The sequence below is a fragment of the Actinoplanes sp. NPDC089786 genome (genome assembly GCF_040684855.1).
GTDB lineage: Bacteria > Actinomycetota > Actinomycetes > Mycobacteriales > Micromonosporaceae > Actinoplanes.
Genome location: NZ_JBFBGU010000042.1, coordinates 1 through 22,799 on the forward strand (window position 1 = coordinate 1; position 22,799 = coordinate 22,799).

The window sequence follows — 22,799 nt, forward strand, 5'->3', positions numbered from 1 at the left end:
GCGGTCAACCCCGATCCGCGCCTCTACCGGCACGCCACCCGCAAGCGCTGGGCGGTCGCCGACTGGACGGCACACACGATGAGCGCGGTCGACTCGATGGTGGAGACGGTCTGGTGAAGCAACAAGCGCTGGAATACCACCGCTCGCCGGGCCGCTACTTCGCGGGGCGGATGGCCACCGGCACCCGGCTGGGCGGCCGGCTGTCGGGCACGGTGGCGGCCAAGGTGGCGCCGCTCAAGCACGTGCAGCGGCCCGACCCGGTGCTGCCCGGCGCCGGCTGGACGCGGGTGCGCCCGCTGCTGTCCGGCATCTGCGGCTCCGACCTCGGGCTGCTGACCGGCCGCAACTCGCCGTACCTCTCGCCCCTGATCTCGACGCCCTTCGTCCCGGGCCACGAGGTCGTCGGCGAGACCCTGGACGACCTGGACGGCCTGCCCAAGGGCACCCGGGTGGTGCTCGACCCGGTGCTCGGCTGTGTGCCGCGCGGGCTCGAGCCCTGCCCGAACTGCGCGATGGGCCAGCACAGCCGCTGTGACAACATCACCACCGGCAAGCTGACCCCCGGCATCCAGACCGGGTTCTGCGAGGACACCGGTGGCGGCTGGAGCCGGCAACTGGTGGCCCACCGCACCCAGCTGCACGCCGTGCCGGACGGGCTCAGCGACGAGATCGCCGTGCTGGTCGAACCGCTGGCCTGCGCGATCCACGCGGTCAAGCGGGCCGACGTGCCGTCCGATTCGACCGTGCTGGTCATCGGCGCGGGCACGGTCGGCCTGCTCACCGTGCTGGCGCTGCGCGCGTTCACCAAGGCCGGGCCGATCATGGTGATCGCCCGGCACCCGCGGCAGCGTGACCGGGCCCGTGAGCTGGGCGCCACCGAGGTGATCGGCTCCGACCGGGCGCTGCGGGCGCTGCGCCGCAAGACCGGCGGCTTCGTCCTGAAGCCCGAGCTGGGCGAAGAGTTCCTGCTCGGCGGGGCCGACGTCGCGTTCGACTGCACCTCCGGCTCCGGCCTGACCACGGCGACCCGCGCGGTCAAGGCCGGCGGCACGGTCGTGATGGCCGGGATGCCGAACGAGAACGCCGACCTCACCCCGGTCTGGCTCCGCGAGCTGAGCATCGTCGGCGGGTACGCGTCCGGGGGAGAAGACTTCCCGGACGCGATCGGCCTGGCGCAGGACGCGCCGCTGGCCGGCTACGTCGACGCGGTTTACTCACTACGTCGCTGGACCGAAGCGGTTCAGCATGCAACATCAGCCGGACGGCTGGGTTCCACGAAGGTCGTCTTCAACCCGAGACTGGACTAGGACCTGTCTCAAATTCATTCCCTGTAATAACGCCCCGAACGCGAATTTGAGACAGGTCCTGAGCGACCATGACCATGGAAATGGAAGAGGGAGACCGATGAGCCGGCCCGGGTTCGTGCTCGAGGTGGACGAGCGGACGCCCGCACTGCTGATGCACGAGGGCGAGGGTTTCCGCCTCGAGAAGCTGCCCCTGGGCAGCCGTGTGATCTATCCGCCGGAGTCGCTGCCCGGCATCCGCGACGTGGACGAGGCGATCCGGCAGGCGCTGGCCGCGCCGATCGGCCGCCCGCCGCTGGAGGAGCTGCTGTACGCCGGCATGCGCCTCACGATCGTGTTCGACGATCTCTCCATCCCGCTGCCGCCGATGCAGACACCGGACGTCCGGCAGCGGATCATCGAGCAGGTGCTCGAGCTGGCCGCCGGCAAGGGCGTGGACGACGTCGAGCTGATCGCCGGCAACGCCCTGCATCGGCGGATGACCCCGGCCGAGCTCAAGCGCACCGTCGGCGACCGGGTCTACCGTTCGTTCTTCCCGGACCACCTGAAGAACCACGACGCCGAAGACCGCGAGAACCTGCTCGAGATCGGGCACACCCGGCACGGCGAGGTGGTCGAGATCAACCGCCGGGCGGTGGAGAGCGACCTCATCGTGTACGTGAACGTGAACCTCACGGCGATGAGTGGCGGCCCCAAGTCGGTGTCCGTGGGGCTGGCCTCGTACCGCAGCCTCAAGCACCACCACAACGTGCACACGCTGCGTAACTCGAAGTCGTTCAACGACCCGCCGAACAGCGCGATGCACCACTCGTACAACCGCATGGCCGAACTGCTCGCGTCGAACGTCAACATCTTCCAGATCGAGACGACGGTCAACAACAACCTGTTCCCGAAGCAGCTCGACTTCCTGAACAAGCGGGAATGGGAGTGGAACCTCAAGGACCAGGCCTCGTTCCTGGCCGTCAAGCGGGCCAACGACCTGGTGCCGCCGGCCAAGCGCCGGCAGATCTGGCACAAGACCGCGGCGCCGTACGGCATCACCGGGGTGCACGCCGGCGACCCGGCCGAGGTGCACCCGATCACCATGAAGAACGTGCTGCGTCAGCAGCTCACCGAGGTGAACGGGCCGTCCGACATCGGCATCTGGGGCCTGCCCTACATCTGCCCGTACAACGTCAACTCGATCATGAACCCGATCCTGGTGATGAGCCTGAGCCTCGGGTACTTCTTCAACCTCTACCGCAACCAGCCGATCGTCCGGCCGGGCGGGGTGGCGATCATCTACCACCCGGTGCAGAACGAGTTCCACTCGGTGCACCACCCGAGCTACATCGACTTCTTCGAAGAGGTGCTGGCCGAGACCACCGACCCGGTGGCGATCGAGACGAAGTTCGAGGAGCAGTTCGCCACCGACCCGTGGTACATCCACCTGTACCGGAACAGCTACGCCTACCACGGCGTGCACCCGCTCTACATGTGGTACTGGGGCGCACACGCCCTGGAGCACCTGGGTGACGTGATCTTCGTCGGCGGCGACCGGAAGACCACCGCGCGGATGGGCTTCCGCTCGGCGTCCACCCTCAACGACGCGCTGGAGATGGCCCGCGAGCGGGTCGGCAGCAGCCCGACGATCACCTATCAACACACCCCGCCGCTCTCCATGGCGGACGTGCGATGAAGCGGCGGTGGTTCGGCGGGCTGCGCAGCGACTGGCAGCTGCTGCGCCAGTCGAGGGACATTCAAGGACGCGCGCGTACGCCGCGGACCGCGCAGCCCCACGAGATCGTGACCCGGCCCAGCCCGTTCGGCACCAACTGGGCGCGAACCCCCGTGGTGCAGGCGGCCCGGCAGGTGATCCAGACCGGGCTGCTCAAGCCGGTCACCTGGAACACGGTCAAGCCGGATGTCGAGGGGCTGGACCACCTGGACAATCTGGACGGCCCGGTGGTGTTCGTGGCCAACCACAGCAGCCACCTGGACGCCCCGCTGATCATCGGCTCGGTGCCCACCCGGCTGCGCCGCCGGTTGGCCGTCGGCGCGGCGGCCGACTACTTCTTCGACAAGAAGTGGGCCGCCGTCATCACGGCCGTGGTGTTCAACGCGTTCCCGATCGAACGCCGCGGCTCCGACCGCCGCCGCAGCCTGGCGCCACAGCTGCTGGCCGACGGCTGGAGCCTGCTGCTCTTCCCGGAGGGCACCCGCAGCGAGGACGGCTGGATGACGCCGCCCCGCCTCGGCCCGGCCCACCTGTGCGTCCAGCGCCGGGTGCCGATGGTCCCGGTGGTGCTCCGCGGCACGTTCGCGGCCATGCCCCGCGACGTCAACTGGCGGCCCGGTCAACACCGCGTGGTGGTCCGGTACGGCAAGCCGATCCACCCCGAGCCCAACGAGGGCGCCCGCGCGCTGCACGCCCGGATGATGAGCGCGCTCGCCCGGCTCTGGGCCGAGGACGAGCTCGGCTGGTACGGCTCGCTGCGCGCCCAGGCCAAGGGTGAACTGTCCCTGCCGACCGGCCCGCTCGAGATCGCCTCCACCGACTCGGCCCCGGCCGAGGGCCCGCGGGCGGTCGTCCCGAACGGCTCCTGGCGCCGGGTCTGGGAGGCCAGTCGCCCGATGCCGCCGACTAGAAAGAAGAGATGACCGTGGTCCACTCCCGCAGCGACGCGACGGTCACACCCGACGCACGGTAGTAGGGGTCGGCGGCGACCACCGCGTCGGCCGCCGCCCGGTCCGGCACATCCAGCACGATGTACGCCCCGGTCTCGTCGGCGAACGGCCCGGCCGCCTTCACCACGCCCTGCTCATGCAGCCTGGCCAGCACCTCTCGATGGGCCGGCCGCGCGGCCAGCCGTTGCTCGTCGCCCGGTGTGAAACTCAGCTCGATGACCCACATCCGTCCAGACTAGAGCGGTTCGCGTTCGTCGTCCCAGGCGGCCGCGCTGATGCGCCAACCGGCGCCGGTGCGGACCAGTTGGAGGGACTTCATGCCCCGGCCACCGGTCTTGCCGTAGGCGCAGAAGTGGTGGGCGATGTCGCCGTAGAGGTCGGTGTGGCCGTCCTCGGCCCACTCGCGGAATCGGTGAGCGTGCCGTCGGTCAGCATGCGCTCGCGCGGCGCGATGAAGGACTCCACGCCGTAGATCGTGGGCTCGCCGCCGCAGGTCCGGATGATGATCGCCGCCGGCAGGAACAGGTACCGCAAGGCGGTCATGCGCTCAGTTACGCCGTCCTCGGTCGAGAACGCCGCGAAAAAGACGCGGACGATCTCGGCGATCTCCTCATGGTCGGTGGTCATCAGCGCTCCCGAGGCAGGTGGTCGAGGGGCAGCGGGCCGCGGGTCTTGACCGTACGGATGGCGAAGGTGCTGCGGGCGTTCACCACCGACGGGACGGCCAGGATCTGCTCCAGCAGGATGCGTTCGTAGGCGGCCAGGGACGACGCCGCGACCTCGAGCAGAAGGTCGGCCGGGCCGGAGATGAGGTGGCAGGCGAGCACCGACGGGATCGCCATCATCGCCGCCTCGATCGCCTGCGACGTCTGCTGCGAGTGGCCCTGCACCTGGAGCTCGACGAAGATCGTCAGGTCCAGCCCGAGCCGGGCCCGGTCGAGTTCGGCCCGGTAGCCGGCGATCACCCCGTCCTGCTCCAGGGCGCGCAGCCGGCGCAGGCACGCCGACGGCGACAGCGACACCGCCTGCGCCAGGTCGATGTTGGCGATCCGGCCGTCGGCCTGCAGCCGGTCGAGGATGGCACGATCTGTCGTATCGAAGGCGATCATCGCAACATTATTGCGCGGTCATGCCTGAGGCCACGCACTTTGCCATCGTGTGCGGCGGCGATCTCGCGATGATTGCGTCATGTCGATCTCCGCCACCAGGGGCGTCGCGCTGTACGTCGGCGCCCTGCTCGGCCCCGGCCTGCTCGTGCTGCCCGGCCTGGCCGCCGCCACCGCCGGCCCCGCGTCGATCCTCGCCTGGGCCGGCCTGCTCGTCCTCTCCGGCCTGGTCGCGGCCGTGTTCGCGATGCTCGGCCCGTCGCCCGGGGGAGTGGCCGGTTACGTGCGGCGCGGTCTCGGCGACCGGGCCGGCCGGGCGGTCGGCTGGTGCTTCCTGGCCGGCATCATCAGCGGCGCGCCCGTGGTGTGCCAGATGGGCGCGGCCTACCTCGGGCTGGGGCCGGCCGGGACGGCACTGGCCGGAGGGCTTCTGCTGCTCGTCGTCCTGGCCCTGACGTCCCGCGGGGTGCACACGTCAACGTCGGTGCAACTCGTGCTGGTCGGCGTACTCATCGTGGTGGTCCTGATCGCGATCGTCGGCGCCGCCCCTTCCATGTCGGCGACGAACTGGACCCCGTTCGCCCCGCACGGCTGGCCCGCGATCGGCGACGCGGCGGTCGTGCTGATGCTCTCCTTCGTCGGCTGGGAGGCGATCGCCCCGCTCACCGACCGCTTCGCCGATCCGCGCCGCCGGCTCCCGCGGGTCATCGCCATCGCCTTCGCGATCACCGCGGTCGTCTACCTGGCGCTGGCCGCCGTGACCATCGGCACGGCCGCGACCACCGACGTTCCCTTCGCCACCCTGCTCGCCTTCCCGCTGGGCGCGGCCGGCCCCGCCGTGGCCGCCGCCGGCGCCGTGGTCCTCACCATCGGCACCGCCAACGCCTACCTGTCCGGCGGCGTGGCGATGGCCGGCGCACGCTGGTTCTTCATCGTGGTGGTCGCGGTCGCGGCGGTCGAGCTCACCTTCTCGGGCCTCGGCCATCTCCCGGTCACCGGCGCCGTCACCGTCGCGACGACCTTCTTCCTGGCCGTCTACCTCGGCTGCATGGCCGCCGCGGTCCGCCTCCTCCGCGGCGTCCGGCGTTGGATCGCGGCAACCGCCGGCGTCGCGGTGGTGGTCGTGCTGTCGTTCGCCGGGTACGCCCTCCTGCCGGCCCTCGCGGTTGTCGCCGCCGCGCTGATCACCCGTTCGGGGAGGTTGCCGGCCCAGGTTTCACCACGTCGGTCATCGCCCCAACTCCCGCGCAGAGTCCCGCGAGGCTGATGCCGGGGCATGGCGAGACGGCTGGATCCGGGGGATCTGCACCGGCCGTCGTCGTGGGCTCGGCACGGGATGGCTCGACCGAGGATGGACGCACGGCGGCGGTCGGTGCCGGCCGGCCGTCACGAACCGGCCTGGCGTCCGTGACCACGCATGACCGGTGCGAGCCGGCCCTCGCGCGAACGGTGAGCGACACCTGGGAGTCGCCGTCCGGGCGCACCCGAGCTCGGGTTCGCGTCCCCCACGAAGCCGACACGGTCAAGCTCCCGGCGCCGGTGAACGTCCAGCTGCAGGACGAGTTGTCGCCCGCGACCACGGTGAGATCCAGAGCGGTCGCGGTGCCGTCGACGTGCAGGAGAACTCGCGCCGACGCAGGACCGAGGTCAGCGGTGACGGCGACCCCGGCCACCGGCCGGCCGCGTGAGCTCACGGTTGTGGGCCGCACATTCGCGGCGCCGGCCATGGTTACGATTCGGCGCAGTCCGGCATCCCTCGACGCGACCCTGGAAGTCGGCTGCGGACTGGTCGGGGCCGCTGAAGGTGGTGGGCCGGAAGTCCGTCGAACTTCTGGCGCGACTGCCGGTGACGTCGTGCCCTCTCCCGGCCCGGGGCTTTGCGCTGTCGTCGCGTCGTCGTCCGGCGCGACGGCTTGGACGACGATGACTATCGCGAGCGCGACCACCGTGACGACCAGGACGAGGCCGAGCACCGTGATGATGCCACCGGCCTCGAGGATTCCTCGTGCGGTGGCCCATCGGCGCATCAGCCGCCGGAAAGCCAGACGTGCACGGAACGCCATGACCGCCGGAAGGGTGGTGACGTGAACCGTGGCTCGGACCAGGAAGCGGCCGAGCCACGAACCACTCAGGCCGTGAGTTTTGCGGCCGGTCGAAGTGCGCATCTTCCCCCTCTTCCGCACGAGCAACGAGAGGAAAGGGAAGCGGTTGCTTTGCTATACGTCTGTCCGCGGACGCGGGAAGTCTCCGGGCAGCGAGTGCGGGGGTGTGGTCAGCGCGGCGTCCGCGGCGACCAGGATCAAGATCGTGGCACGGGTCAGCACCGCCGGGATCCGACGGGGGAGGACCTGCTTCTTCAGATGCGTCAGTCCGTCCTCGACGGCCCTTCGGGCCTGGGCCGAGCTGAGCGAAAGCCTTTCCGCGTCCGTCCAGGACGGGTAGACCGTGCGATTCTCGAGCAAGAACGTGCTTCTGAGACGGCTCAACTCCTTGAGGAGGTGTCGCCCCAAGAGGTCTCGCCAGTGCTCAGGGGTGTCCGCCCGCCCCCCGAGTGCGAGAGCGGCTTGCTCCAGTGCCCAGGTCTCATCCGGGGACGCGTCCGGGCCTTGCCGCAGGCGCCGGATGCGTTTGCCGACCCGGTCGCCGAAGCTCAGGATCCGCGCTGTCAGTCTGAGCCGTCTGCCGTGCCTGCCGCTTCGATCGGTTTCCATGGATGGATCAACCCTTCGTTAGTGAATACCGCTTCAACTAACGACGCCGATTCGCAACGGTTGTCGCCTATGAGGTATATGTCGCTACGGGATGCGGGCCACGGCGGCGTAGACGGCTGCTTCGGCCGGGCCGGGGCGCGTCGCCGGGTCGTCGTCGGGGCGCCAGTCGGTGGCCGTGACGATGCCCGGGTCGAGCAGGTCGAGGGTCTCGAAGAAGCGGGCGAACTCGGCCTTGGTGCGTGGCGCGGCCGGCTCGTTGCCGCGGGCGAACGCCTCGCGCAGCTCGGCGGCCTTGTCGGGCGGGAGGGCGTCCAGGGTGCCGTTGGACATGACCAGGTAGCTGCCCGGGGGCATGGCGTCGACGTAGTGGCGGACTATGCCGTACGGGTTCATGTCGTCGGTGATGAAGTGCATGATCGCGACCAGCAGCAGGGCGACGGGGCGGGAGCGGTCGAGCGTACCCCAGAGGTCCTTGCCGTTGAGGATCTTGTCGGGGTCGCGCAGGTCGGCGTCGACGTAGGCGGTGGCGCCCTCGGGGGAGCTGGTGAGCAGGGCGCGGGCGTGGGCCAGGACCATCGGGTCGTTGTCCACATAGACCACCCGCGCGTCGGGGGCGATGCCCTGCGCGATCTCGTGGACGTTGGGCGAGGTGGGCAGGCCGGCGCCGATGTCGAGGAACTGGCGGACGCCGGCCTCGCGGGCCAGCATGGTGACCGCGCGCCGGAGGAAGCGGCGATTCTCGACCGCGGCGACCCGGGCCGCCGGGAAGATCTTGGTGAGCATCTCGGCGTTGGCGCGGTCGGCCTCGAAGTTGTCCTTGCCGCCCAGCAGGTAGTCGTACCGGCGCGCGGGGTGCATCCGACTGGTGTCGATTCCAGGGGGAACGTCGCGGTCGTCCATGACCGTAAGATGCTACATCGTCCGGTTCACGTTCGCCGCCCCTGTCCCTCCAACGTGGACCCCGTCGTGGCGGCAGATGCGGACGGGCGCCGCCCGGCTCAGGTGTTCAAGGGGCGGCGGGCCATGAACAGGACGTGGGTGTCGGGCCAGTCCAAGGGCGTGCCGTCGGGGGTGGTGAGGGATGCGACGGGGGCTATGCGGTTGTCGATGATCCAGGTGTTGCGGTAGGCGTGGCTGGCCGGGTCGATCTCGAAGCCGGCGTCGGTGAGCAGCTGTTTCCAGTCGGCGAACTCCAGGCCGCAGAACTGCTCCTGCGTCTCGGACTCCCAGTTGTCCAGGTAGTCCTTGCGGGTCAGGAAGTCCATGGCGTCGGCCAGGCGGAGGATCACGGTGTCGGCGCCGTCGGTGGTGTACGAGAAGGGGAACGTGTAGTCGGTGGCGAATCGGTCGAACAGGGCGCGCGTGCTTTCTTCCAAGCGAAGGCGGACCGTGCGGTCCTTGTTGTCGGGGCCGCAGACGTCGCTGTTGATCCAGACGCCGCCGGGCGCGGTGTGGTCGTAGATGGCCTGGACGAAGGCGCGGATCGAGGCGGCCTGGGAACCGTACGACCAGATCTCGTGGGTGAGCGCGAACGTCAGTGTGGTGTCGACCGAGCGGGGGTCGAAGACCGCGCCGCCCAGCACGTTGCGGCGGTAGAAGTAGACGTTCTCGTTCTGGAAGACGCCCTGCGACTTCTTGTGCACGCACTCGTCGTAGAGGTGCATGGCCACCTCGACGCCGATCAGGTCGCTCTCGCGCAGCGCCGGCTCCTGGTCGGCCATCTCGAGCAGGGCGCCGGCGCCGCAGCCGATGTCGACGATCCGGCCGGGGCGGACGTGCTCCTTGACCAGCGCCCACTTGCGTTGGGCGGCTTCGGCGAAGGCTTCGGCGTACGTGCGGTAGTCGCGGGTGGCGGTGAGGCCGCCCTCGTCGCCGACGATCGGGTCGTTCACCACGGTGCGTACCGTCTCGTCCAGGCGGTAGCGCTCGTACACGTCGATCGTGGCGGGGTGGGCGAGCTCGCGCCACGAGGAATCGCCGGCGGCCAGCCGCAGCAGCACGTCCCACGGCCGCGACGGCGGCGGGTCGTACGCGGCCTCGACGGTGTCGATCTCGAAGCCCAGCGACGAGTAGAGAGCGGCCACCGCCGGGGTCGAGCACGCGACGACCGTGTTCGCCGGCGTCAGGGTCAGGCCGGTCGCGACCGCGATGTTCTTCAGCGTGACCGACGCGAAGTGCGGGGTCGGCGTGGTGTCGAAGACCGGCACCACCACCGACCGCAGCCCGGCCTGCACGCTGAACCGCTCGATCGCCGCCTCCCGCCGGTGGTAGGGCACCGGGTTCCGGCGGGTGTTCTCGTGGTTGGCCGAGGTGACCGCCCACACCACGGTTCCGCCCAGCTTGGTCAGGTGTTCGGCCTGGAACCGGGTGAGCAGGTGGTGCCGGCCGGGGAAGAGCACGTAGTCCATGGCTCAATCATTGAGCAGCGAGTGCTTCCGGCCGTACACCAGGTAGACGGCGAGTCCCAGCAGGAACCAGATCGCGAAGCGCACCCAGGTGACCGGGCTGAGGAAGGTGATCAGCCAGATCGAGAAGATCACGCCGAGGGCGGGCACCACCGGCATCAGCGGCAGGCGGAACGTGCGCGGGATCTCCGGCCGGCGGCGGCGCAGCACGATGACCGCGACGCAGACCACCACGAAGGCCAGCAGGATGCCGATGTTGGTCAGCTCGGCGGCCTCCTCGATGGGCAGGAAGCCGGCGATGACCGCCGAGACGACGCCGGCGATCCAGGTGACCCGGGACGGCACCCGGCGCCGCGGGTGCAGCTTGGCGAACCAGGACGGCAGCAGGCCGTCGCGGCTCATCGAGTACCAGATCCGGGTGACGCCCAGCATGAAGGTGAACATCACGGTGAGGATGCCGATGATCGCCCCGACCGCGATCACGTCGGCCAGCCCGGTCAGCCCGACCGAGGCGAAGGCCGACGAGAAGCCGCTCTCCGGGTCGATGTCCCGGTAGTTCTGCATGCCGGTCAGCACCAGCGTGGCCAGCACGTACAGCACCATCGAGACGGCCAGCGAGTAGAGGATGGCCTTGGGCAGGTGGCGCCGCGCGTCCTTGGACTCCTCGGCGGCGGTACTCATCGCGTCGTACCCGAAGACCGCGAAGAACACGGTGGCCGCGCCGGTGATCGCCCCGCTCACGCCGAACGGGAAGAACGGGCGGTAGTTGGCCGACCGCACATAGAAGAAGCCGACCACCACGACGACGAGGACCACCGCGATCTTGAGTACGACGATGGCGGTCTCGGCGCGCGCGGCGAAGCGGATCCCACGATTCAGCAGGTACGCGATGAGCAGGCAGAGCACGACCGCGAACAGGTCGACCACATGACCGTCCCCGGTTCCGGGCGCGCCCAGCATCCAGGCCGGCAGGTCGACGCCGAGCTCACCCATCAGGAATCCGAAGTAGCCGGAGATGCCGATCGCCACCACCGAGACGATCGCGGTGTACTCCAGCAGCAGGTCCCAGCCGATGAACCAGCCGACGATCTCGCCGAGCACCACGTAGCCGTACGTGTAGGCGGACCCGGCCTTGGGGATCATCCCGGCGAACTCGGCGTAGGACAGCGCCGCCGCCGCGCTGGCGATGCCGGCCACCAGGAACGAGATCAGCACGGCCGGTCCCGCGGTCTCGTGGGCCACCGCCCCGGCCAGCGCGAAGATGCCCGCGCCGATGATGCCGCCGACCCCGATCGCGGTCAGCTGCCACAACCCGAGGGACCGATGGAGGTCGGTCTCCCGCTCGTCCGAGATGTCCTCGATGGGCTTGCGCCGGAAGATCCCCGAGCCGCGCCCGAACTCCGGTGTCGACGTCATTCCTTCGGAGTACCACAACTCGGGCCGGACGGCTCGGTGCCGCTGGTGGTAATGATTGAACATGAAACGACGCAGCCTGCTCTTCGCCGCCGGTGCCGGTGTGCTCGGCGTGACCGTCCTCTCCGCGTGCTCGTCCCCGGCCGAGCCCGCGCCGGGGTCTTCGGCGCCGCCGCCCGGGTCGCCGGCCGCCCCGACCGGCTGGGAGCGCGTCAATCTCGGCTTCGTGTCGGCCTACCTGCTGGTCCGGGGGAGTGAGGTGGCGATCGTCGACCTGGGCACGTCCGGTTCCGAGGCGGGGATCGGGGAGGGCCTCAAGGCGGCCGGGTCGGGGTGGGCCAACGTCAAGCACGTGATCCTCACCCACCGGCACGACGACCACGTCGGCGGCCTGTCCGGCGTCCAGCCCCAGGTCAAGGCCACCTGGTACGCCGGCGAGGCCGACGTCTCGGGCATCCGGTCGGAGACCGCGCTCAAGCCGGTCAAGGACGGCGACGAGATCTTCGGGCTGCGGATCATCGGTACGCCGGGCCACACCGCCGGGCACGTGTCGGTCTTCGACCCGGCCACCGGCGTGCTGGTCGCCGGCGACGCCCTGCGGACGACGGACGGGCTGGTCGGCAGCGACCCGCAGTACACCCTCGACCCGGCGCAGGCGGCCGCGTCGGTGAAGAAGCTGGCCGGGCTGGACATCAAGCAGATCCTGCCCGGGCACGGCGACCCGCTGACCGCCGGCTCCGCCGACGCCCTGAAGAAACTCGCCGCGACCGTCCGGTAGCTGACAGTACGCAGCATATCCGGGTCGCCGCCCGTTCCCCTGACACAAGCAGTCATACATGGGGGGACGAATCATGATGCGCATCAATCGCCGGACGACAGCTCGGATCGCCGCGGGGGTGGCCGGCTTCGCCGTGCTCACGGCGGCCGTGACCCTGGGCGCCCGCAATGTCCGGGCCGGGTCCGAGGCGTCGCCGCCGCCGGCCGCGGGCTCGGCGGCCGCCGCGGCCGGGCTGGGGGACGCTCCCGTTCCGTCGGCGGTCAAGGCGCCCGGGTCCGTCCCGGCGGTCGAGGCGGCCGCGGCGCCGGCCGCGGTGAACGCGCCGGCGCCGGTCAAGGTGAAGGCGCCCGCACAGACCAAGGACCGGATCCCGTCGTCGATCCCGGCCCGCGCCTTCCTGCGGGCCTCCGACGCGCCCGGGCGGGGCAGCACGCCGGAGCGCCGGGACGGCGGTGAGCTGCCGGACTTCTGCGGCCTGAGCTACGAGCAGACCGGCCGGCTCGGCATCCGGGCCACCCAGTTCATGTACATCACCGAGAAGAACCCGCCGCCGAACTCCACGCCCAAGGGCACGGTGCTCGAGGACATCATGGTCTTCCGCGGTGACGGCGCCGACCGCTTCCTGGACGACCTGCGCGCGGCCGTGCGTTCCTGCCCGACCGAGACCCGGGGCACCGTGACCGTGACCAACGTGCTGCGCGGCGGCCTGGGGGTGGGCGACGAGTCGATCCTGATCGAGCGCAACCAGCCGGCCTTCGGCGGCGACGGCGAGCCGACCGGCGACGGCACCCTGCACCGCCGCTTCTGGGCGGCCGTCCGGGTCGGCGACTCGGTCGCGTTCGTGGCCAACTCCGGCTGGGAGACGGCCTCGGCCGACCGTGGCGACACGGCCTATCTGGGCAGCCGCGCCGGCTTCCGGCTCGACGCCTGGCGCTGATCCAGCCCTTCCGTCCGGACCGGGCGTTACCTATGTTCGAGGGGTGACGCCCGGTCCGGCCGGGGATGCGTTCCGGCTCGATGAAGCGATCGCCGATGTCTACGGCGACCTGCGGCTGGCGCCTGTCCTGCGCCGGCTGCTGCGGCACGCGTCGCGGCTGACCGGGTCGGCGGCGGGCAGTGTCTCGCTGGTCGACGCCGAGGCCGGGCGCTATCAGAAGGCCGCCGAGTACGGCGCGTTGTGCCGGCTGGGCGACTCGTTCCCGCTCGACGAGGGGGCCACCGGGCGGGCGTTCGGGCACCGCCGGCCGGTGGTGATCCCCGAGTACGGCCGGCTGCGCGCCGGACATCTGGCCGGCACCGATCCGGCGCGGCGCGGGCCGGCCGCCGCGGTGCCGATCTGGTGGCGGGGCGACGTGATCGCGGTCAGCGTCACCTTCGCGCCGCGGAGCGGAGCCTTCACCACGCGCGTGGTGGACGACCTGGAGGCGCTCACCCAGACCGTGGCGGCCGCGATCGTCCGCACCGACCTCCGGTGCCCGCCGGTCGCGGCCGCGCCGTTCACCGACCGGGAGGGCCAGGTGCTGGGGCTGCTGCGGAACGGGCTGACGTACAAGGAGATCGCGACCCGCCTGGGTCTTTCGCCGAAGACCGTCGAGAAGCACGTGGGCGCGGTGATGCGCAAGACTGGCACCTCGAACCGTACGGCCGCGGTGGTCACCGCCCTGGACAACGGCTGGATCTGATGGGGGATTCACCCCATACCGGGTTCGGGTGACCGTGGCTTGACTGGGCGCATGCCCGTCGTGCCCATGAAGGAGATCCTGGACCGCGCCCTCGCCGACCGGTACGGGGTCGGCGCCTTCAACATCATCAACGACCTGAGCATCGAGGCGGTGCTGGCCGCGGCCGTCGAGGAGCGCGCGCCGGTGATCCTGCAGACCTCGGTCAAGACCGTCCGGCAGTACGGGCGCGACCAGCTGCACGACATCTTCCGGGCGCTGATGCGCGGCGTCGACGTGCCGGTCACCCTGCACCTCGACCACTGCCCGGACCGTGCGGTGATCTCCGATTGCCTGGCCGGGGGCTGGAACTCGGTGCTGTTCGACGCGCACGAGCTGGACGTTGCCGAGAACCTCCGGCAGACCACCGAGGTGGTGGCCGAGGCGCGGCGTACCGGAGCTCATGTCGAGGGTGAGATCGAGGGGATCCAGGGCGTCGAGGACGACGTCGGCTCGGACGAGGCCTCCCGGATCCAGTCGCTCGAGGTGGCCGTCGACTTCATCAAGAACACCGGGGTGGACTGCTTCGCGCCGGCCATCGGCAACGCGCACGGCCAGTACCGACAGGCGCCGACCCTGGACGCGCAGCGGGTCAGCGACCTGGTCGCGGCGACCGGCGTGCCGATGGCCCTGCACGGCGGCACCGGGCTCTCCGACGAGCAGTTCACCGACCTCGTCGCCCGGGGCTGCGCCAAGGTCAACATCTCGACGGCGCTCAAGGAGACCTTCATGAGGTCGGGCCTCTCGTCGCTCCAGGAGGCTGAGGCCAAGGGCAAGTGGGATCCGCCCACGCTGTTCCGGCAGCAGAAGGCGGCCGTGACCGAGATGGCGCGGCGGCACATCCGGCTCTTCGGCGGTGCGGGGCGGGCCTGGTGAGCGCGCTCATCCTCGACTGCGACGGCGTGCTCGCCGACACCGAGAGACACGGTCACCTGCCCGCCTTCAACGCGACCTTCGAACGGTTCGGCCTGCCGGCCTATTGGAGCGAGCCGGAGTACGGCGAGAAGCTGCGCATCGGCGGCGGTAAGGAACGCATGGCCAGCCTGTTCGCCGACCCCGCGTTCGCGGCCGCGGTGGGCGACGGCTCCGACCGTACCCAACTGCTCCTGACCTGGCATCGAGCCAAGACCGAAGCGTTCAAGCAGCTCGTCCGCGAGGGCCGGATCCCGCCGCGGCCGGGTGTCGCCCGCATCATCCGCGCCGCCCTCGACGACGGCTGGACGGTCGCGGTCGCCTCCACCTCGGCCGAGGAATCCGTGCGCGCGGTCCTGGCCAACGCGGTCGGACCCAACGACATCCCGGTCTTCGCCGGCGACGTGGTGCCGGCCAAGAAGCCCGACCCCGCCATCTATCAGCTCGCCCTGGACCGGCTCGGACTGTCGGCTGAGGACACTCTGGTCGTCGAGGACTCCCGCAACGGGCTCCTGGCCGCGACCGGCGCCGGGCTGCGCTGCCTGGTCACGGTCAACGACTACACCCGCGGCGAGGACTTCACCGAGGCCGCGCTGGTGGTGTCCGAACTGGGCGAGCCCGGCCGCCCGCCGATCGAGGTGCTCGCCAACCGGGGCGCGGCGGCGCCGGGCGACTATCTGACGCTGGCCGACCTGCGTGCCCTGCTGGAGGAGACCCGATGAGCCTGTCGCGTACCGAATGGGTGGTCCGGACCATCGCCGAGACCGCGATCGAGAACGAGAAGTACTTCGGCGACCTGGACTCGGTCGTCGGCGACGGCGACTTCGGCTACTCGCTGGCCCGTGGGTTCGAGAAGCTCCTGGACGGCTGGGACGACCTGGATCGGACCGACGCCGGCGTGTTCCTCAAACGCACCGGGATGGTCATCGCCTCGCGGATCGGCGGCACCTCGGGGCCGTTGTGGGGCACGGCCTTCATGCGAGCCGGCGCCGCGGGCGGGGACGCGGTCACGATGCTGCGGGCGGCGATCGAGGGGATCAAGGCGCGCGGGCAGTCGGACGTCGGGGACAAGACGCTGCTGGACGCGCTCGTGCCGTACACCGATCGGCTGTCTTTTGAATTGGAGCGCGGCACCTCAGTGGAAGAGGCGGTACGGGCCGCGGCGGTGGCGGCGCGGGAGGCGGCCGACGCGACCAGCGGGATGGTCGCCAAGCGGGGGCGCGCGTCGTACACCGGCGAGCGCAGCAGAGGTTCGGTCGACGCCGGCGCCACGGCGGTGGCCGTCCTGGCCGAACGGATCAGCGAGACCTGGAAGCAAGGAGCGGCGTCGTGAAGAAGTTCGTCAACGATCCCAAGAGTTTCGTCCCCGAGATGCTGGAGGGTGTCGCCCTCGCCAACCCGGACACCCTCAAGTACGTCCCGGCCTACAACCTGATCATGCGGGCCGACTCGCCCCGCGCCGACAAGGTGTCGATCGTCCAGGGCTCCGGGTCCGGGCACGAGCCGGCGCACGTGATGGCGGTCGGCCGGGGCATGCTCGACGCGGCCTGTCCCGGCGACGTGTTCGCGGCGCCGCCGATGGACTACGTGTACGAGACCGCGAAGCTGCTCGCCTCCGACAAGGGCGTGCTGCTGCTGGTGAACAACTACACCGGCGACCGGATGGCCTTCGACATGGGCCGGGAGATGGCCGAGGCGGACGGGGTGCGCTGCGAGATCCTGACCATCAACGACGACGTGGCGGTGCAGGACTCCACCTGGACCGTCGGGCGCCGCGGGGTGGCCGGGAACTTCTTCGTCATCAAGGCCGTGGGCGCCGCCTCCGAGCAGGGCGCCGACCTGGACGAACTGCTGCGCATCGGTAACAAGGTCAACGACGTCACGCGCACGATGGGCGTGGCCCTGACCGCCTGCACGCCGCCGGCCAAGGGCTCGCCGCTGTTCGATCTGGGCGCCGACGAGATGGAGTTCGGCGTCGGCATCCACGGCGAGCCCGGTCGCGAGCGCCGTCCGCTGGCGCCGGCCGACCAGATCGTCGACGACCTGCTCGCCGCCGTGCTGCCCGATCTGCCGTACGCGTCCGGCGACCGGGTCGCCCTGATGATCAACGGCCTCGGCGGCACCCCGATCAGCGAGCTCTACATCCTGTTCCGCCACGCCCACCAGCGGCTCGCCGCCCAGGGCATCACGGTCGGGCGCAGCTATGTGAACGAGTACTGCACGTCGCTCGACATGGCCGGCGCCTCGCTCACCCTGGTCCGCCTGGACGACGAGATCGAGGGCGTGCTGGCGGCGCCGGCCGAGGCCGCGATCCGGGTCTTCTAGGCCGGCACCCGGCTCGCGATCGACGGCGCGAAGAGCGCCGCCGGTGGGTCGATGAGCTGGGTGACCCGCAGGAACGCCCGGGCCAGCTCCGGGTCGTCGGCGGCGGCGGCCCGCAGCCGGAGCAGGTAGGCGCCGCGCTCCGGATCGAGCATCGAGCGGTCGCCGATCGCGTCCGGGAACCGCAGGTCGTTGGCCATCACGGTGGTCCACGGCACGTCGAGGACCGTGGCCGTCTCGCCGAAGAAGCGGGCGGCCAGGTCGTCGGTGCCGTCCTTGAGCAGGCGGCCGAGAATGGTCGCCTCCAGCGCGGCCACGGTCATGCCCTGCCCGTAGATCGGGTTGAACGAGCACATCGCGTCGCCGGTGACCAGGAAACCGGCCGGGAAGCGGTCGATCCGGTCGTAGCGGAACCGGGTGCTGGCCGGGTACCGCATCTTCAGCGAGCCCTCGTCGAGCGGCTCCGAGGTTCGCATGATCGTGGCGACGTCCGGGCTGTCCAGCTGCTCGGCCCACTCGATCATGCCGGCCTCGTCGGTCGGCGGGACGGCGCCGAACCAGCCGCTCACGCTGGTGATCCAGGTGTTGTTCTCCTGGGCCAGGACGAAGCCGCCACGCAGCTTGCCGGGGTATGAGGCGATCGCGGTGCCGTACCGGCCGTCCAGCTGGCCCGGGTCGCGACGGTAGCGCCGGCTCGCGTACGTCAGCTGGATCTCGATCCGCTGCTCCTCCACCGCCGGGTAGCCGAGCCGGCTCAGCCAATGCCGGGCCCGCGAACCGCGGCCGGAGGCATCCACCACCAGGTCGACGTGGCCGAGGGTGGTCTCCTCGCCGGCCGAGAGCGCCACCACGCCGGTGACCCGGTCGCCGTCCGGCGTCGTCACCAGGCCGGTCACCGCGTGGTCGGGCCGGATCTCCACATTGGGCAGCGCGGCCACCCGGCGGCGGATCGCGAACTCGAGCAGCGGCCGGCTGACCGCCAGCCCGATCATCCCGCACGGGCCCTTGGCCAGCGGCCGGCCGTCCACCCACCACTCCATCTCGTCCTGCACGTCGCAGGTCGGCGCGCCCAGACCGATCAGCTCCGGGCTCAGGCCCTCGAACAGCACGTCGAGCTCCTGCCGGCCGCGGGCCAGCAGGCCGTGCACCTGGCCGCTCTGCGGCACCCCGCGCCGGGTCTCCGGCCGCTCGGGCAGCGTCGCGTCCCGGTCGAGCACCACGACCTCTTCGAACGACTCGTGCAGGGCCCGCGCGGCGAGCAACCCCGCCAGTGAGGCTCCGATCACCACGGCCCGCCCATTACTCGGCGTACGCATGCGAATCCACCTTCCCCCTCGTCCGGTTTCCCGCGTCGCCGAAGCTAACGCGCCGCACCACCGCAAACCAGAGAAAGGGGATGTTCCGACAGTCGACCGTGCGCGTTCGCGGTCGCGATGAACCTCGGGCCGCCGCCGCCGTTATTGAATGGCCCCGCCGCCGGGGCCGCCCCGTAACAGGCCGACCTTGTCTCAATAGGTATGAAGCCATAGGTTTTCGCTTGTGGACACTGTTCCCGCGATCAGGCTCTCCGGTCTCCGCAAGTCGTTCGGGCCGACCGTCGCCGTGGACGGCGTCGACCTGACGATCGCCGACGGTGAGTTCTTCTCGATGCTGGGACCGTCCGGGTCGGGCAAGACCACCGTGCTCCGGATGATCGCGGGGTTCGAGCAGCCCACGGCCGGCACGGTCGACCTGGCCGGCGCCGACGTCACCCGCTCGGCCCCGTTCCAGCGGGACGTGACCACGGTGTTCCAGGACTACGCCCTCTTCCCGCACCTGTCGGTCCGGCAGAACGTCGAGTACGGGCTGGCCGTACGCGGAAAGAGCCGCACCGAACGACGGTCGCGCGCCGTCGAGGCCCTGGAATCGGTACGGATGGCGGCCTTCGCCGACCGCCGCCCGACCCAGCTCTCGGGTGGGCAGCGGCAACGGGTCGCGCTCGCCCGCGCGCTGGTCGTCAAGCCGCGGGTGCTGCTGCTGGACGAGCCGCTCGGCGCGCTCGATCTCAAGCTGCGCCAGCAGATGCAGGTCGAGCTCAAGCAGTTGCAGCGCGAGGCCGGCATCACCTTCGTCTTCGTCACCCACGACCAGGAGGAGGCGCTGACGATGAGCGACCGGATCGCGGTCTTCGACCACGGCCGGATCGCCCAGATCGGTACGCCCACCGCCATCTACGAGCAGCCGCAGACCGAGTTCGTGGCCGGCTTCGTCGGAACGTCCACCTTGCTCGATCCGGCCGCCTCCGAAGGTCTGCTCGGTCGCCGCGGCACCTTCATGGTCCGCCCGGAACGGATCCGTCTTACTCCGGCCGGTTCCGCCTCGGCCAGAGACGAGGGACACAGAACCGGAACCATCGCCGAGGTCGTCTACCTAGGCGCAACCACCAAATACCTCATCGACCTCTTGCCCGGCGCGCGCATCACCGCCAGCGAGCCGAATGCGGGCGACGTCCGCGCTCGCGGCGACCGCGTGCAGATCACCATCCGACCCGAAGATGCCGTCCCCCTGGAGTGATCCGATGCGCAAGATTCTCGCGCTGGCTGCCATCGCGATGCTGACCGCCTGTGGCACGACGTCCGGCGGCGCCACCCCCGCCGCGTCCGGTGGGCAGGGCTTCACCGCCCCCGACCTGCCGATGCTGGACAAGCTCGGTCCGGGCGAGGGGTCGGTCGCGATCCTGGCCTGGCCCGGGTACGCCGAGGACGGCGCCAACGACCCCAAGGTCGACTGGGTCACGCCGTTCGAGAAGCAGACCGGCTGCAAGGCCACGATCAAGACGTTCGGCACCTCGGACGAGGCCGTGACGTTGATGAAGACCGGTGAGTACGACACGATCTCGGCCTCCGGTGACGCCTCGCTGCGGCTCATCGCGGGCGGCGACGTGGCGCCGGTCAACACCGGCCTGGTGCCGAACTACGGCGACGTCACCGCGTTCCTGAAGGACCGGCCGTGGAACTCGGTCAACGGCCAGATGTACGGCGTGCCGCACGGCTGGGGCGCCAACCTGCTGATGTACCGCACCGACATCGTCAAGCCGGAACCGACCTCGTGGGCGTCCGTCTTCACCGACGCCGGGAAGTACCAGGGCAAGGTCACCGCGTACGACTCGCCGATCTACATCGCCGACGCCGCCCTGTTCCTCATGAAGACCAAGCCCGACCTGGGCATCAAGAGCCCCTACGCGCTCGACGACAAGCAGCTGACCGCGGCCGTCGACCTGCTCAAGGCCCAGAAGCCGAACGTCAGCGAGTACTGGTCCGACTACCTCAAGGAGGTGCAGTCCTTCAAGAGCGGCAACTCGGTCATCGGCACCACCTGGCAGGTCATCGTGAACACCGCGACGGCCGAGAAGGCGCCGGTCAAGGCGATCCTGCCGGAGGAGGGCGCCACCGGCTGGTCGGACACCTGGATGGTGGCGGCGAAGAGCAAGCACCCGAACTGCGCCTACCAATGGCTCAACTGGATCGTCAGCCCCGAGGCCAACGCGCAGGTCGCGGAATACTTCGGCGAGGCGCCGGCCAACCAGAAGGCGTGCGCGCTGACCACCGACAAGTCGTTCTGCGAGACCTACCACGCCGGGGATTCCGCGTACGCCGAGAAGATCTGGTACTGGAGCACGCCGGTACCGCAGTGCCTCGACGGCCGCACCGACGTCAAGTGCACCGACTACGCCGCGTGGACCCGGGCCTGGACCGAGATCAAAGGCTAGATCCATGAGTACGCCGTCCTCAGCCCCACCACCGCCCAACACCGGTCCAAAGGCTGAGTCGGATCGCCGCCGCGCCTCCGCCTGGCTCACCCGGACGCCCCGGGCGCGGCTCGCGTTGCTGCTGAGCGCGCCGCTGCTCTGGCTCGGGCTGGCCTACGTCGGCGCGCTGGCGGCGCTGCTGATCACCGCGCTGTGGAGCACCAACGCGTTCACCGGCCAGATCGAACGCACCTGGACGCTCGACAACCTTCAGATTGTGCTCACCGATCCGGTCTACCGGGCCGTCACGGTGCGGACGATCGGGGTGGCGGTGCTGGTCACCCTGATCGACGCGGTGCTCGCGCTGCCGGTGGCGTTCTTCATGGCCAAGGTGGCGTCGCCGCGGTGGCGTCCGCTGCTGGTGGCCGCGATCCTGCTGCCACTGTGGGCGTCGTACCTGGTGAAGGCGTACGCGTGGCGCAGCATGTTCGGCGGGGGAGGCCTGATCGACTGGCTCGGGCTTTCGCCGGGGTACGGGCTGACGGCCACCGTGTGCACGCTGGCGTACCTCTGGTTCCCGTACATGGTGCTGCCGATCTTCGCGGGCCTGGACCGGCTCCCGTTCTCGTATCTGGAGGCCGCGAGCGACCTGGGGGCCCGGCCCGGGCGCGTGCTGCGGACCGTGGTCCTGCCGATGGTCTTCCCGGCCGTCGTCGCCGGCTCGATCTTCACGTTCTCGCTGACGCTGGGCGACTACGTGGCCGTGGAGATCGTCGGCGGCACCAAGCAGTTCCTCGGCAACCTGGTCTACGACAACATCGGCGCCGCCAACAACCAGCCGCTGGCGGCCGCCGTCGGACTCGTACCCGTGGTCGTGATGATGGTGTATCTGTTCCTCGCCCGACGGGCCGGCGCCTTGGAGCACCTCTGATGTTTCTCACCCGGGGCATGCGCGCCGGTCTGCGGGTCGTCGTGGGCGTGGTGCTCTTCGCGCTCTACGTCCCGCTGGTCGTGGTGCTGATCAACTCGGTGAACGCCGACCGGGCGTTCGGCTGGCCGCCGTCCGGTTTCACGCTCGAATGGTGGCGCCGGGCCGCCGCCAACGCCGGGGCGCTCGATGCCCTGCGTACCTCGGTCGTGGTCGGCCTGCTCGCCACCGTGCTCGCGCTGATCCTCGGCACGCTGGCCGCGCTGTCCCTTCAGCGCTACCGCTTCTTCGGCCGGAACGCGGTGTCGTTGCTGGTGATCCTGCCGATCGCGCTACCCGGCATCGTCACCGGCATCGCGCTCAACAACGCGTTCCGCACCATCCTCGGTGTGCCGCTGTCGATGTGGACGCTCGTGGTCGCGCACGCCACCTTCTGCATCGTGGTCGTCTTCAACAACGTGGTCGCGCGGCTGCGCCGGATGGGCGGCGACCTGGAGGAGGCGTCGATGGACCTCGGCGCCGACAGCTTCACCACGTTCTGGCGGGTGACCTTCCCGTCCATGCGCACGGCGCTGCTGGCCGGCGGCCTGCTGGCCTTCGCCCTGAGCTTCGACGAGATCATCGTCACCCGCTTCACCGCCGGCCAGGGCACCACCACCCTGCCGATCTGGATCCTCGACAACCTGTTCCGCCCCAACCAGGCCCCCGTGGTCAACGTCGTCGCCACGGTCCTGGTGCTCCTGTCGATCATCCCGATCTACATTGCTCAGCGCCTCGCGGGGGATCCGTCCGGCGGCCGCGTCTGATT

At 70.4% G+C, this 22,799-nt stretch carries 23 protein-coding genes; 15 read left to right on the forward strand and 8 right to left on the reverse strand.

All coding sequences use genetic code 11. The features are described from left to right. Nucleotides 1-113: 113 nt before the first annotated feature. The 3 genes from AB0O15_RS46060 (at nucleotide 114) to AB0O15_RS46070 (ending at nucleotide 3,944) form a co-directional block, all read left to right on the forward strand. Nucleotides 114-1,307 carry a zinc-binding dehydrogenase gene (locus tag AB0O15_RS46060; protein ID WP_364333900.1) on the forward strand — a complete coding sequence of 398 codons (1,194 nt, stop codon included), beginning with the start codon at nucleotides 114-116 and terminating at the stop codon, nucleotides 1,305-1,307. Nucleotides 1,308-1,404: 97 nt separating this feature from the next. Beyond that, entirely contained in the window at nucleotides 1,405-2,982 is a 1,578-nt protein-coding gene (locus AB0O15_RS46065) for a lactate racemase domain-containing protein (RefSeq protein WP_364333903.1), read from the forward strand. Next, complete coding sequence (locus AB0O15_RS46070; protein WP_364333906.1) at nucleotides 2,979-3,944, forward strand: lysophospholipid acyltransferase family protein; 966 nt, start codon at nucleotides 2,979-2,981, stop codon at nucleotides 3,942-3,944. The genes AB0O15_RS46065 and AB0O15_RS46070 overlap by 4 nt, the downstream gene beginning before the upstream one ends. Here the strand turns inward: AB0O15_RS46070 and AB0O15_RS46075 are convergent. The 3 genes from AB0O15_RS46075 to AB0O15_RS46085 form a co-directional block, all read right to left on the reverse strand. Then, entirely contained in the window at nucleotides 3,928-4,197 is a 270-nt protein-coding gene (locus tag AB0O15_RS46075; protein WP_364333909.1) for a YciI family protein, read from the reverse strand. The two genes, AB0O15_RS46070 and AB0O15_RS46075, sit on opposite strands and share 17 nt — an antisense overlap. 89 nt (nucleotides 4,198-4,286) lie before the next feature. Continuing rightward, nucleotides 4,287-4,598 (reverse strand): hypothetical protein, encoded by a 312-nt coding sequence (locus tag AB0O15_RS46080; protein ID WP_364333912.1) that lies wholly within the window; start codon nucleotides 4,596-4,598, stop codon nucleotides 4,287-4,289. After that, on the reverse strand, nucleotides 4,598-5,080 hold the full coding sequence (locus tag AB0O15_RS46085) for an Lrp/AsnC family transcriptional regulator (RefSeq protein WP_364333915.1): 483 nt from the start codon (nucleotides 5,078-5,080) through the stop codon (nucleotides 4,598-4,600). Before AB0O15_RS46085 ends, AB0O15_RS46080 begins: the two co-directional genes overlap by 1 nt. 79 nt (nucleotides 5,081-5,159) lie before the next feature. Between AB0O15_RS46085 and AB0O15_RS46090 the strand changes: the two genes are divergently transcribed. After that, nucleotides 5,160-6,344 carry an amino acid permease gene (locus tag AB0O15_RS46090; protein ID WP_364333918.1) on the forward strand — a complete coding sequence of 395 codons (1,185 nt, stop codon included), beginning with the start codon at nucleotides 5,160-5,162 and terminating at the stop codon, nucleotides 6,342-6,344. 949 nt (nucleotides 6,345-7,293) lie between these two features. On the opposite strand, the gene AB0O15_RS46095 is transcribed toward AB0O15_RS46090, so the two are convergent. From AB0O15_RS46095 to AB0O15_RS46110, 4 genes are all read right to left on the reverse strand, one after another. Next, nucleotides 7,294-7,539: a hypothetical protein gene (locus AB0O15_RS46095; protein WP_364333921.1), complete on the reverse strand. Its 246-nt coding sequence runs from the start codon at nucleotides 7,537-7,539 to the stop codon at nucleotides 7,294-7,296. 333 nt (nucleotides 7,540-7,872) lie between these two features. Next, entirely contained in the window at nucleotides 7,873-8,688 is an 816-nt protein-coding gene (locus AB0O15_RS46100) for an SAM-dependent methyltransferase (protein ID WP_364333924.1), read from the reverse strand. Between the two features lie 98 nt (nucleotides 8,689-8,786). Beyond that, entirely contained in the window at nucleotides 8,787-10,196 is a 1,410-nt protein-coding gene (locus AB0O15_RS46105) for a class I SAM-dependent methyltransferase (RefSeq protein ID WP_364333927.1), read from the reverse strand. Nucleotides 10,197-10,199: 3 nt separating this feature from the next. After that, nucleotides 10,200-11,609: an amino acid permease gene (locus AB0O15_RS46110; protein WP_364333930.1), complete on the reverse strand. Its 1,410-nt coding sequence runs from the start codon at nucleotides 11,607-11,609 to the stop codon at nucleotides 10,200-10,202. 61 nt (nucleotides 11,610-11,670) lie between these two features. Between AB0O15_RS46110 and AB0O15_RS46115 the strand changes: the two genes are divergently transcribed. From AB0O15_RS46115 to dhaK, 7 genes are all read left to right on the forward strand, one after another. Continuing rightward, the gene (locus AB0O15_RS46115; RefSeq protein ID WP_364333933.1) at nucleotides 11,671-12,384 is read left to right on the forward strand and encodes an MBL fold metallo-hydrolase; all 714 of its coding nucleotides are present in this window, start codon (nucleotides 11,671-11,673) and stop codon (nucleotides 12,382-12,384) included. A gap of 73 nt (nucleotides 12,385-12,457) precedes the next feature. Further along, nucleotides 12,458-13,321, forward strand: a complete 864-nt coding sequence (locus tag AB0O15_RS46120) for a hypothetical protein (RefSeq protein ID WP_364333936.1) — start codon at nucleotides 12,458-12,460, stop codon at nucleotides 13,319-13,321. A gap of 43 nt (nucleotides 13,322-13,364) precedes the next feature. Further along, the gene (locus AB0O15_RS46125; RefSeq protein WP_364333939.1) at nucleotides 13,365-14,066 is read left to right on the forward strand and encodes a LuxR C-terminal-related transcriptional regulator; all 702 of its coding nucleotides are present in this window, start codon (nucleotides 13,365-13,367) and stop codon (nucleotides 14,064-14,066) included. Nucleotides 14,067-14,117: 51 nt separating this feature from the next. Continuing rightward, complete coding sequence (locus tag AB0O15_RS46130; RefSeq protein ID WP_364333942.1) at nucleotides 14,118-14,978, forward strand: class II fructose-bisphosphate aldolase; 861 nt, start codon at nucleotides 14,118-14,120, stop codon at nucleotides 14,976-14,978. After that, complete coding sequence (locus AB0O15_RS46135; RefSeq protein WP_364333945.1) at nucleotides 14,975-15,736, forward strand: HAD-IA family hydrolase; 762 nt, start codon at nucleotides 14,975-14,977, stop codon at nucleotides 15,734-15,736. Before AB0O15_RS46130 ends, AB0O15_RS46135 begins: the two co-directional genes overlap by 4 nt. Continuing rightward, nucleotides 15,733-16,347 (forward strand): dihydroxyacetone kinase subunit DhaL, encoded by a 615-nt coding sequence (gene dhaL, locus AB0O15_RS46140; RefSeq protein ID WP_364333948.1) that lies wholly within the window; start codon nucleotides 15,733-15,735, stop codon nucleotides 16,345-16,347. The genes AB0O15_RS46135 and dhaL overlap by 4 nt, the downstream gene beginning before the upstream one ends. Continuing rightward, complete coding sequence (dhaK, locus tag AB0O15_RS46145) at nucleotides 16,344-17,339, forward strand: dihydroxyacetone kinase subunit DhaK (RefSeq protein ID WP_364333951.1); 996 nt, start codon at nucleotides 16,344-16,346, stop codon at nucleotides 17,337-17,339. The genes dhaL and dhaK overlap by 4 nt, the downstream gene beginning before the upstream one ends. On the opposite strand, the gene AB0O15_RS46150 is transcribed toward dhaK, so the two are convergent. Continuing rightward, a complete protein-coding gene (locus tag AB0O15_RS46150; RefSeq protein ID WP_364333954.1) occupies nucleotides 17,336-18,652 on the reverse strand; it encodes an FAD-dependent monooxygenase in 1,317 nt (438 codons plus the stop codon). The two genes, dhaK and AB0O15_RS46150, sit on opposite strands and share 4 nt — an antisense overlap. Nucleotides 18,653-18,875: 223 nt before the next feature. Here AB0O15_RS46150 and AB0O15_RS46155 point away from each other — a divergent pair, with 223 nt between their 5' ends. Genes AB0O15_RS46155 through AB0O15_RS46170 form a run of 4 tightly spaced genes read left to right on the forward strand, consistent with a single transcriptional unit; the run spans nucleotide 18,876 to nucleotide 22,797 of the window. Further along, on the forward strand, nucleotides 18,876-19,889 hold the full coding sequence (locus tag AB0O15_RS46155) for an ABC transporter ATP-binding protein (RefSeq protein ID WP_364333957.1): 1,014 nt from the start codon (nucleotides 18,876-18,878) through the stop codon (nucleotides 19,887-19,889). Between the two features lie 4 nt (nucleotides 19,890-19,893). Continuing rightward, nucleotides 19,894-21,084 (forward strand): ABC transporter substrate-binding protein, encoded by a 1,191-nt coding sequence (locus AB0O15_RS46160; protein ID WP_364333960.1) that lies wholly within the window; start codon nucleotides 19,894-19,896, stop codon nucleotides 21,082-21,084. 4 nt (nucleotides 21,085-21,088) lie between these two features. After that, entirely contained in the window at nucleotides 21,089-21,994 is a 906-nt protein-coding gene (locus tag AB0O15_RS46165; RefSeq protein ID WP_364333963.1) for an ABC transporter permease, read from the forward strand. Continuing rightward, nucleotides 21,994-22,797: an ABC transporter permease gene (locus AB0O15_RS46170; protein WP_364333966.1), complete on the forward strand. Its 804-nt coding sequence runs from the start codon at nucleotides 21,994-21,996 to the stop codon at nucleotides 22,795-22,797. The genes AB0O15_RS46165 and AB0O15_RS46170 overlap by 1 nt, the downstream gene beginning before the upstream one ends. Nucleotides 22,798-22,799 lie beyond the last annotated feature (2 nt).

Bases quoted from the DNA above. Each gene is read 5' to 3' on its own strand.
- AB0O15_RS46065 (WP_364333903.1), top strand. From the start codon at position 1,405: ATGAGCCGGCCCGGGTTCGTGCTCGAGGTGGACGAGCGGACGCCCGCA.
- AB0O15_RS46085 (WP_364333915.1), bottom strand. From the start codon at position 5,080: ATGATCGCCTTCGATACGACAGATCGTGCCATCCTCGACCGGCTGCAG.
- AB0O15_RS46120 (WP_364333936.1), top strand. From the start codon at position 12,458: ATGATGCGCATCAATCGCCGGACGACAGCTCGGATCGCCGCGGGGGTG.
- AB0O15_RS46170 (WP_364333966.1), top strand. From the start codon at position 21,994: ATGTTTCTCACCCGGGGCATGCGCGCCGGTCTGCGGGTCGTCGTGGGC.
- AB0O15_RS46075 (WP_364333909.1), bottom strand. From the start codon at position 4,197: ATGTGGGTCATCGAGCTGAGTTTCACACCGGGCGACGAGCAACGGCTG.
- AB0O15_RS46165 (WP_364333963.1), top strand. From the start codon at position 21,089: ATGAGTACGCCGTCCTCAGCCCCACCACCGCCCAACACCGGTCCAAAG.
- AB0O15_RS46105 (WP_364333927.1), bottom strand. From the start codon at position 10,196: ATGGACTACGTGCTCTTCCCCGGCCGGCACCACCTGCTCACCCGGTTC.
- AB0O15_RS46110 (WP_364333930.1), bottom strand. From the start codon at position 11,609: ATGACGTCGACACCGGAGTTCGGGCGCGGCTCGGGGATCTTCCGGCGC.
- AB0O15_RS46150 (WP_364333954.1), bottom strand. From the start codon at position 18,652: ATGCGTACGCCGAGTAATGGGCGGGCCGTGGTGATCGGAGCCTCACTG.
- AB0O15_RS46090 (WP_364333918.1), top strand. From the start codon at position 5,160: ATGTCGATCTCCGCCACCAGGGGCGTCGCGCTGTACGTCGGCGCCCTG.
- dhaL (WP_364333948.1), top strand. From the start codon at position 15,733: ATGAGCCTGTCGCGTACCGAATGGGTGGTCCGGACCATCGCCGAGACC.
- AB0O15_RS46160 (WP_364333960.1), top strand. From the start codon at position 19,894: ATGCGCAAGATTCTCGCGCTGGCTGCCATCGCGATGCTGACCGCCTGT.
- AB0O15_RS46130 (WP_364333942.1), top strand. From the start codon at position 14,118: ATGCCCGTCGTGCCCATGAAGGAGATCCTGGACCGCGCCCTCGCCGAC.
- AB0O15_RS46080 (WP_364333912.1), bottom strand. From the start codon at position 4,598: ATGACCACCGACCATGAGGAGATCGCCGAGATCGTCCGCGTCTTTTTC.
- AB0O15_RS46115 (WP_364333933.1), top strand. From the start codon at position 11,671: ATGAAACGACGCAGCCTGCTCTTCGCCGCCGGTGCCGGTGTGCTCGGC.
- AB0O15_RS46100 (WP_364333924.1), bottom strand. From the start codon at position 8,688: ATGGACGACCGCGACGTTCCCCCTGGAATCGACACCAGTCGGATGCAC.
- AB0O15_RS46070 (WP_364333906.1), top strand. From the start codon at position 2,979: ATGAAGCGGCGGTGGTTCGGCGGGCTGCGCAGCGACTGGCAGCTGCTG.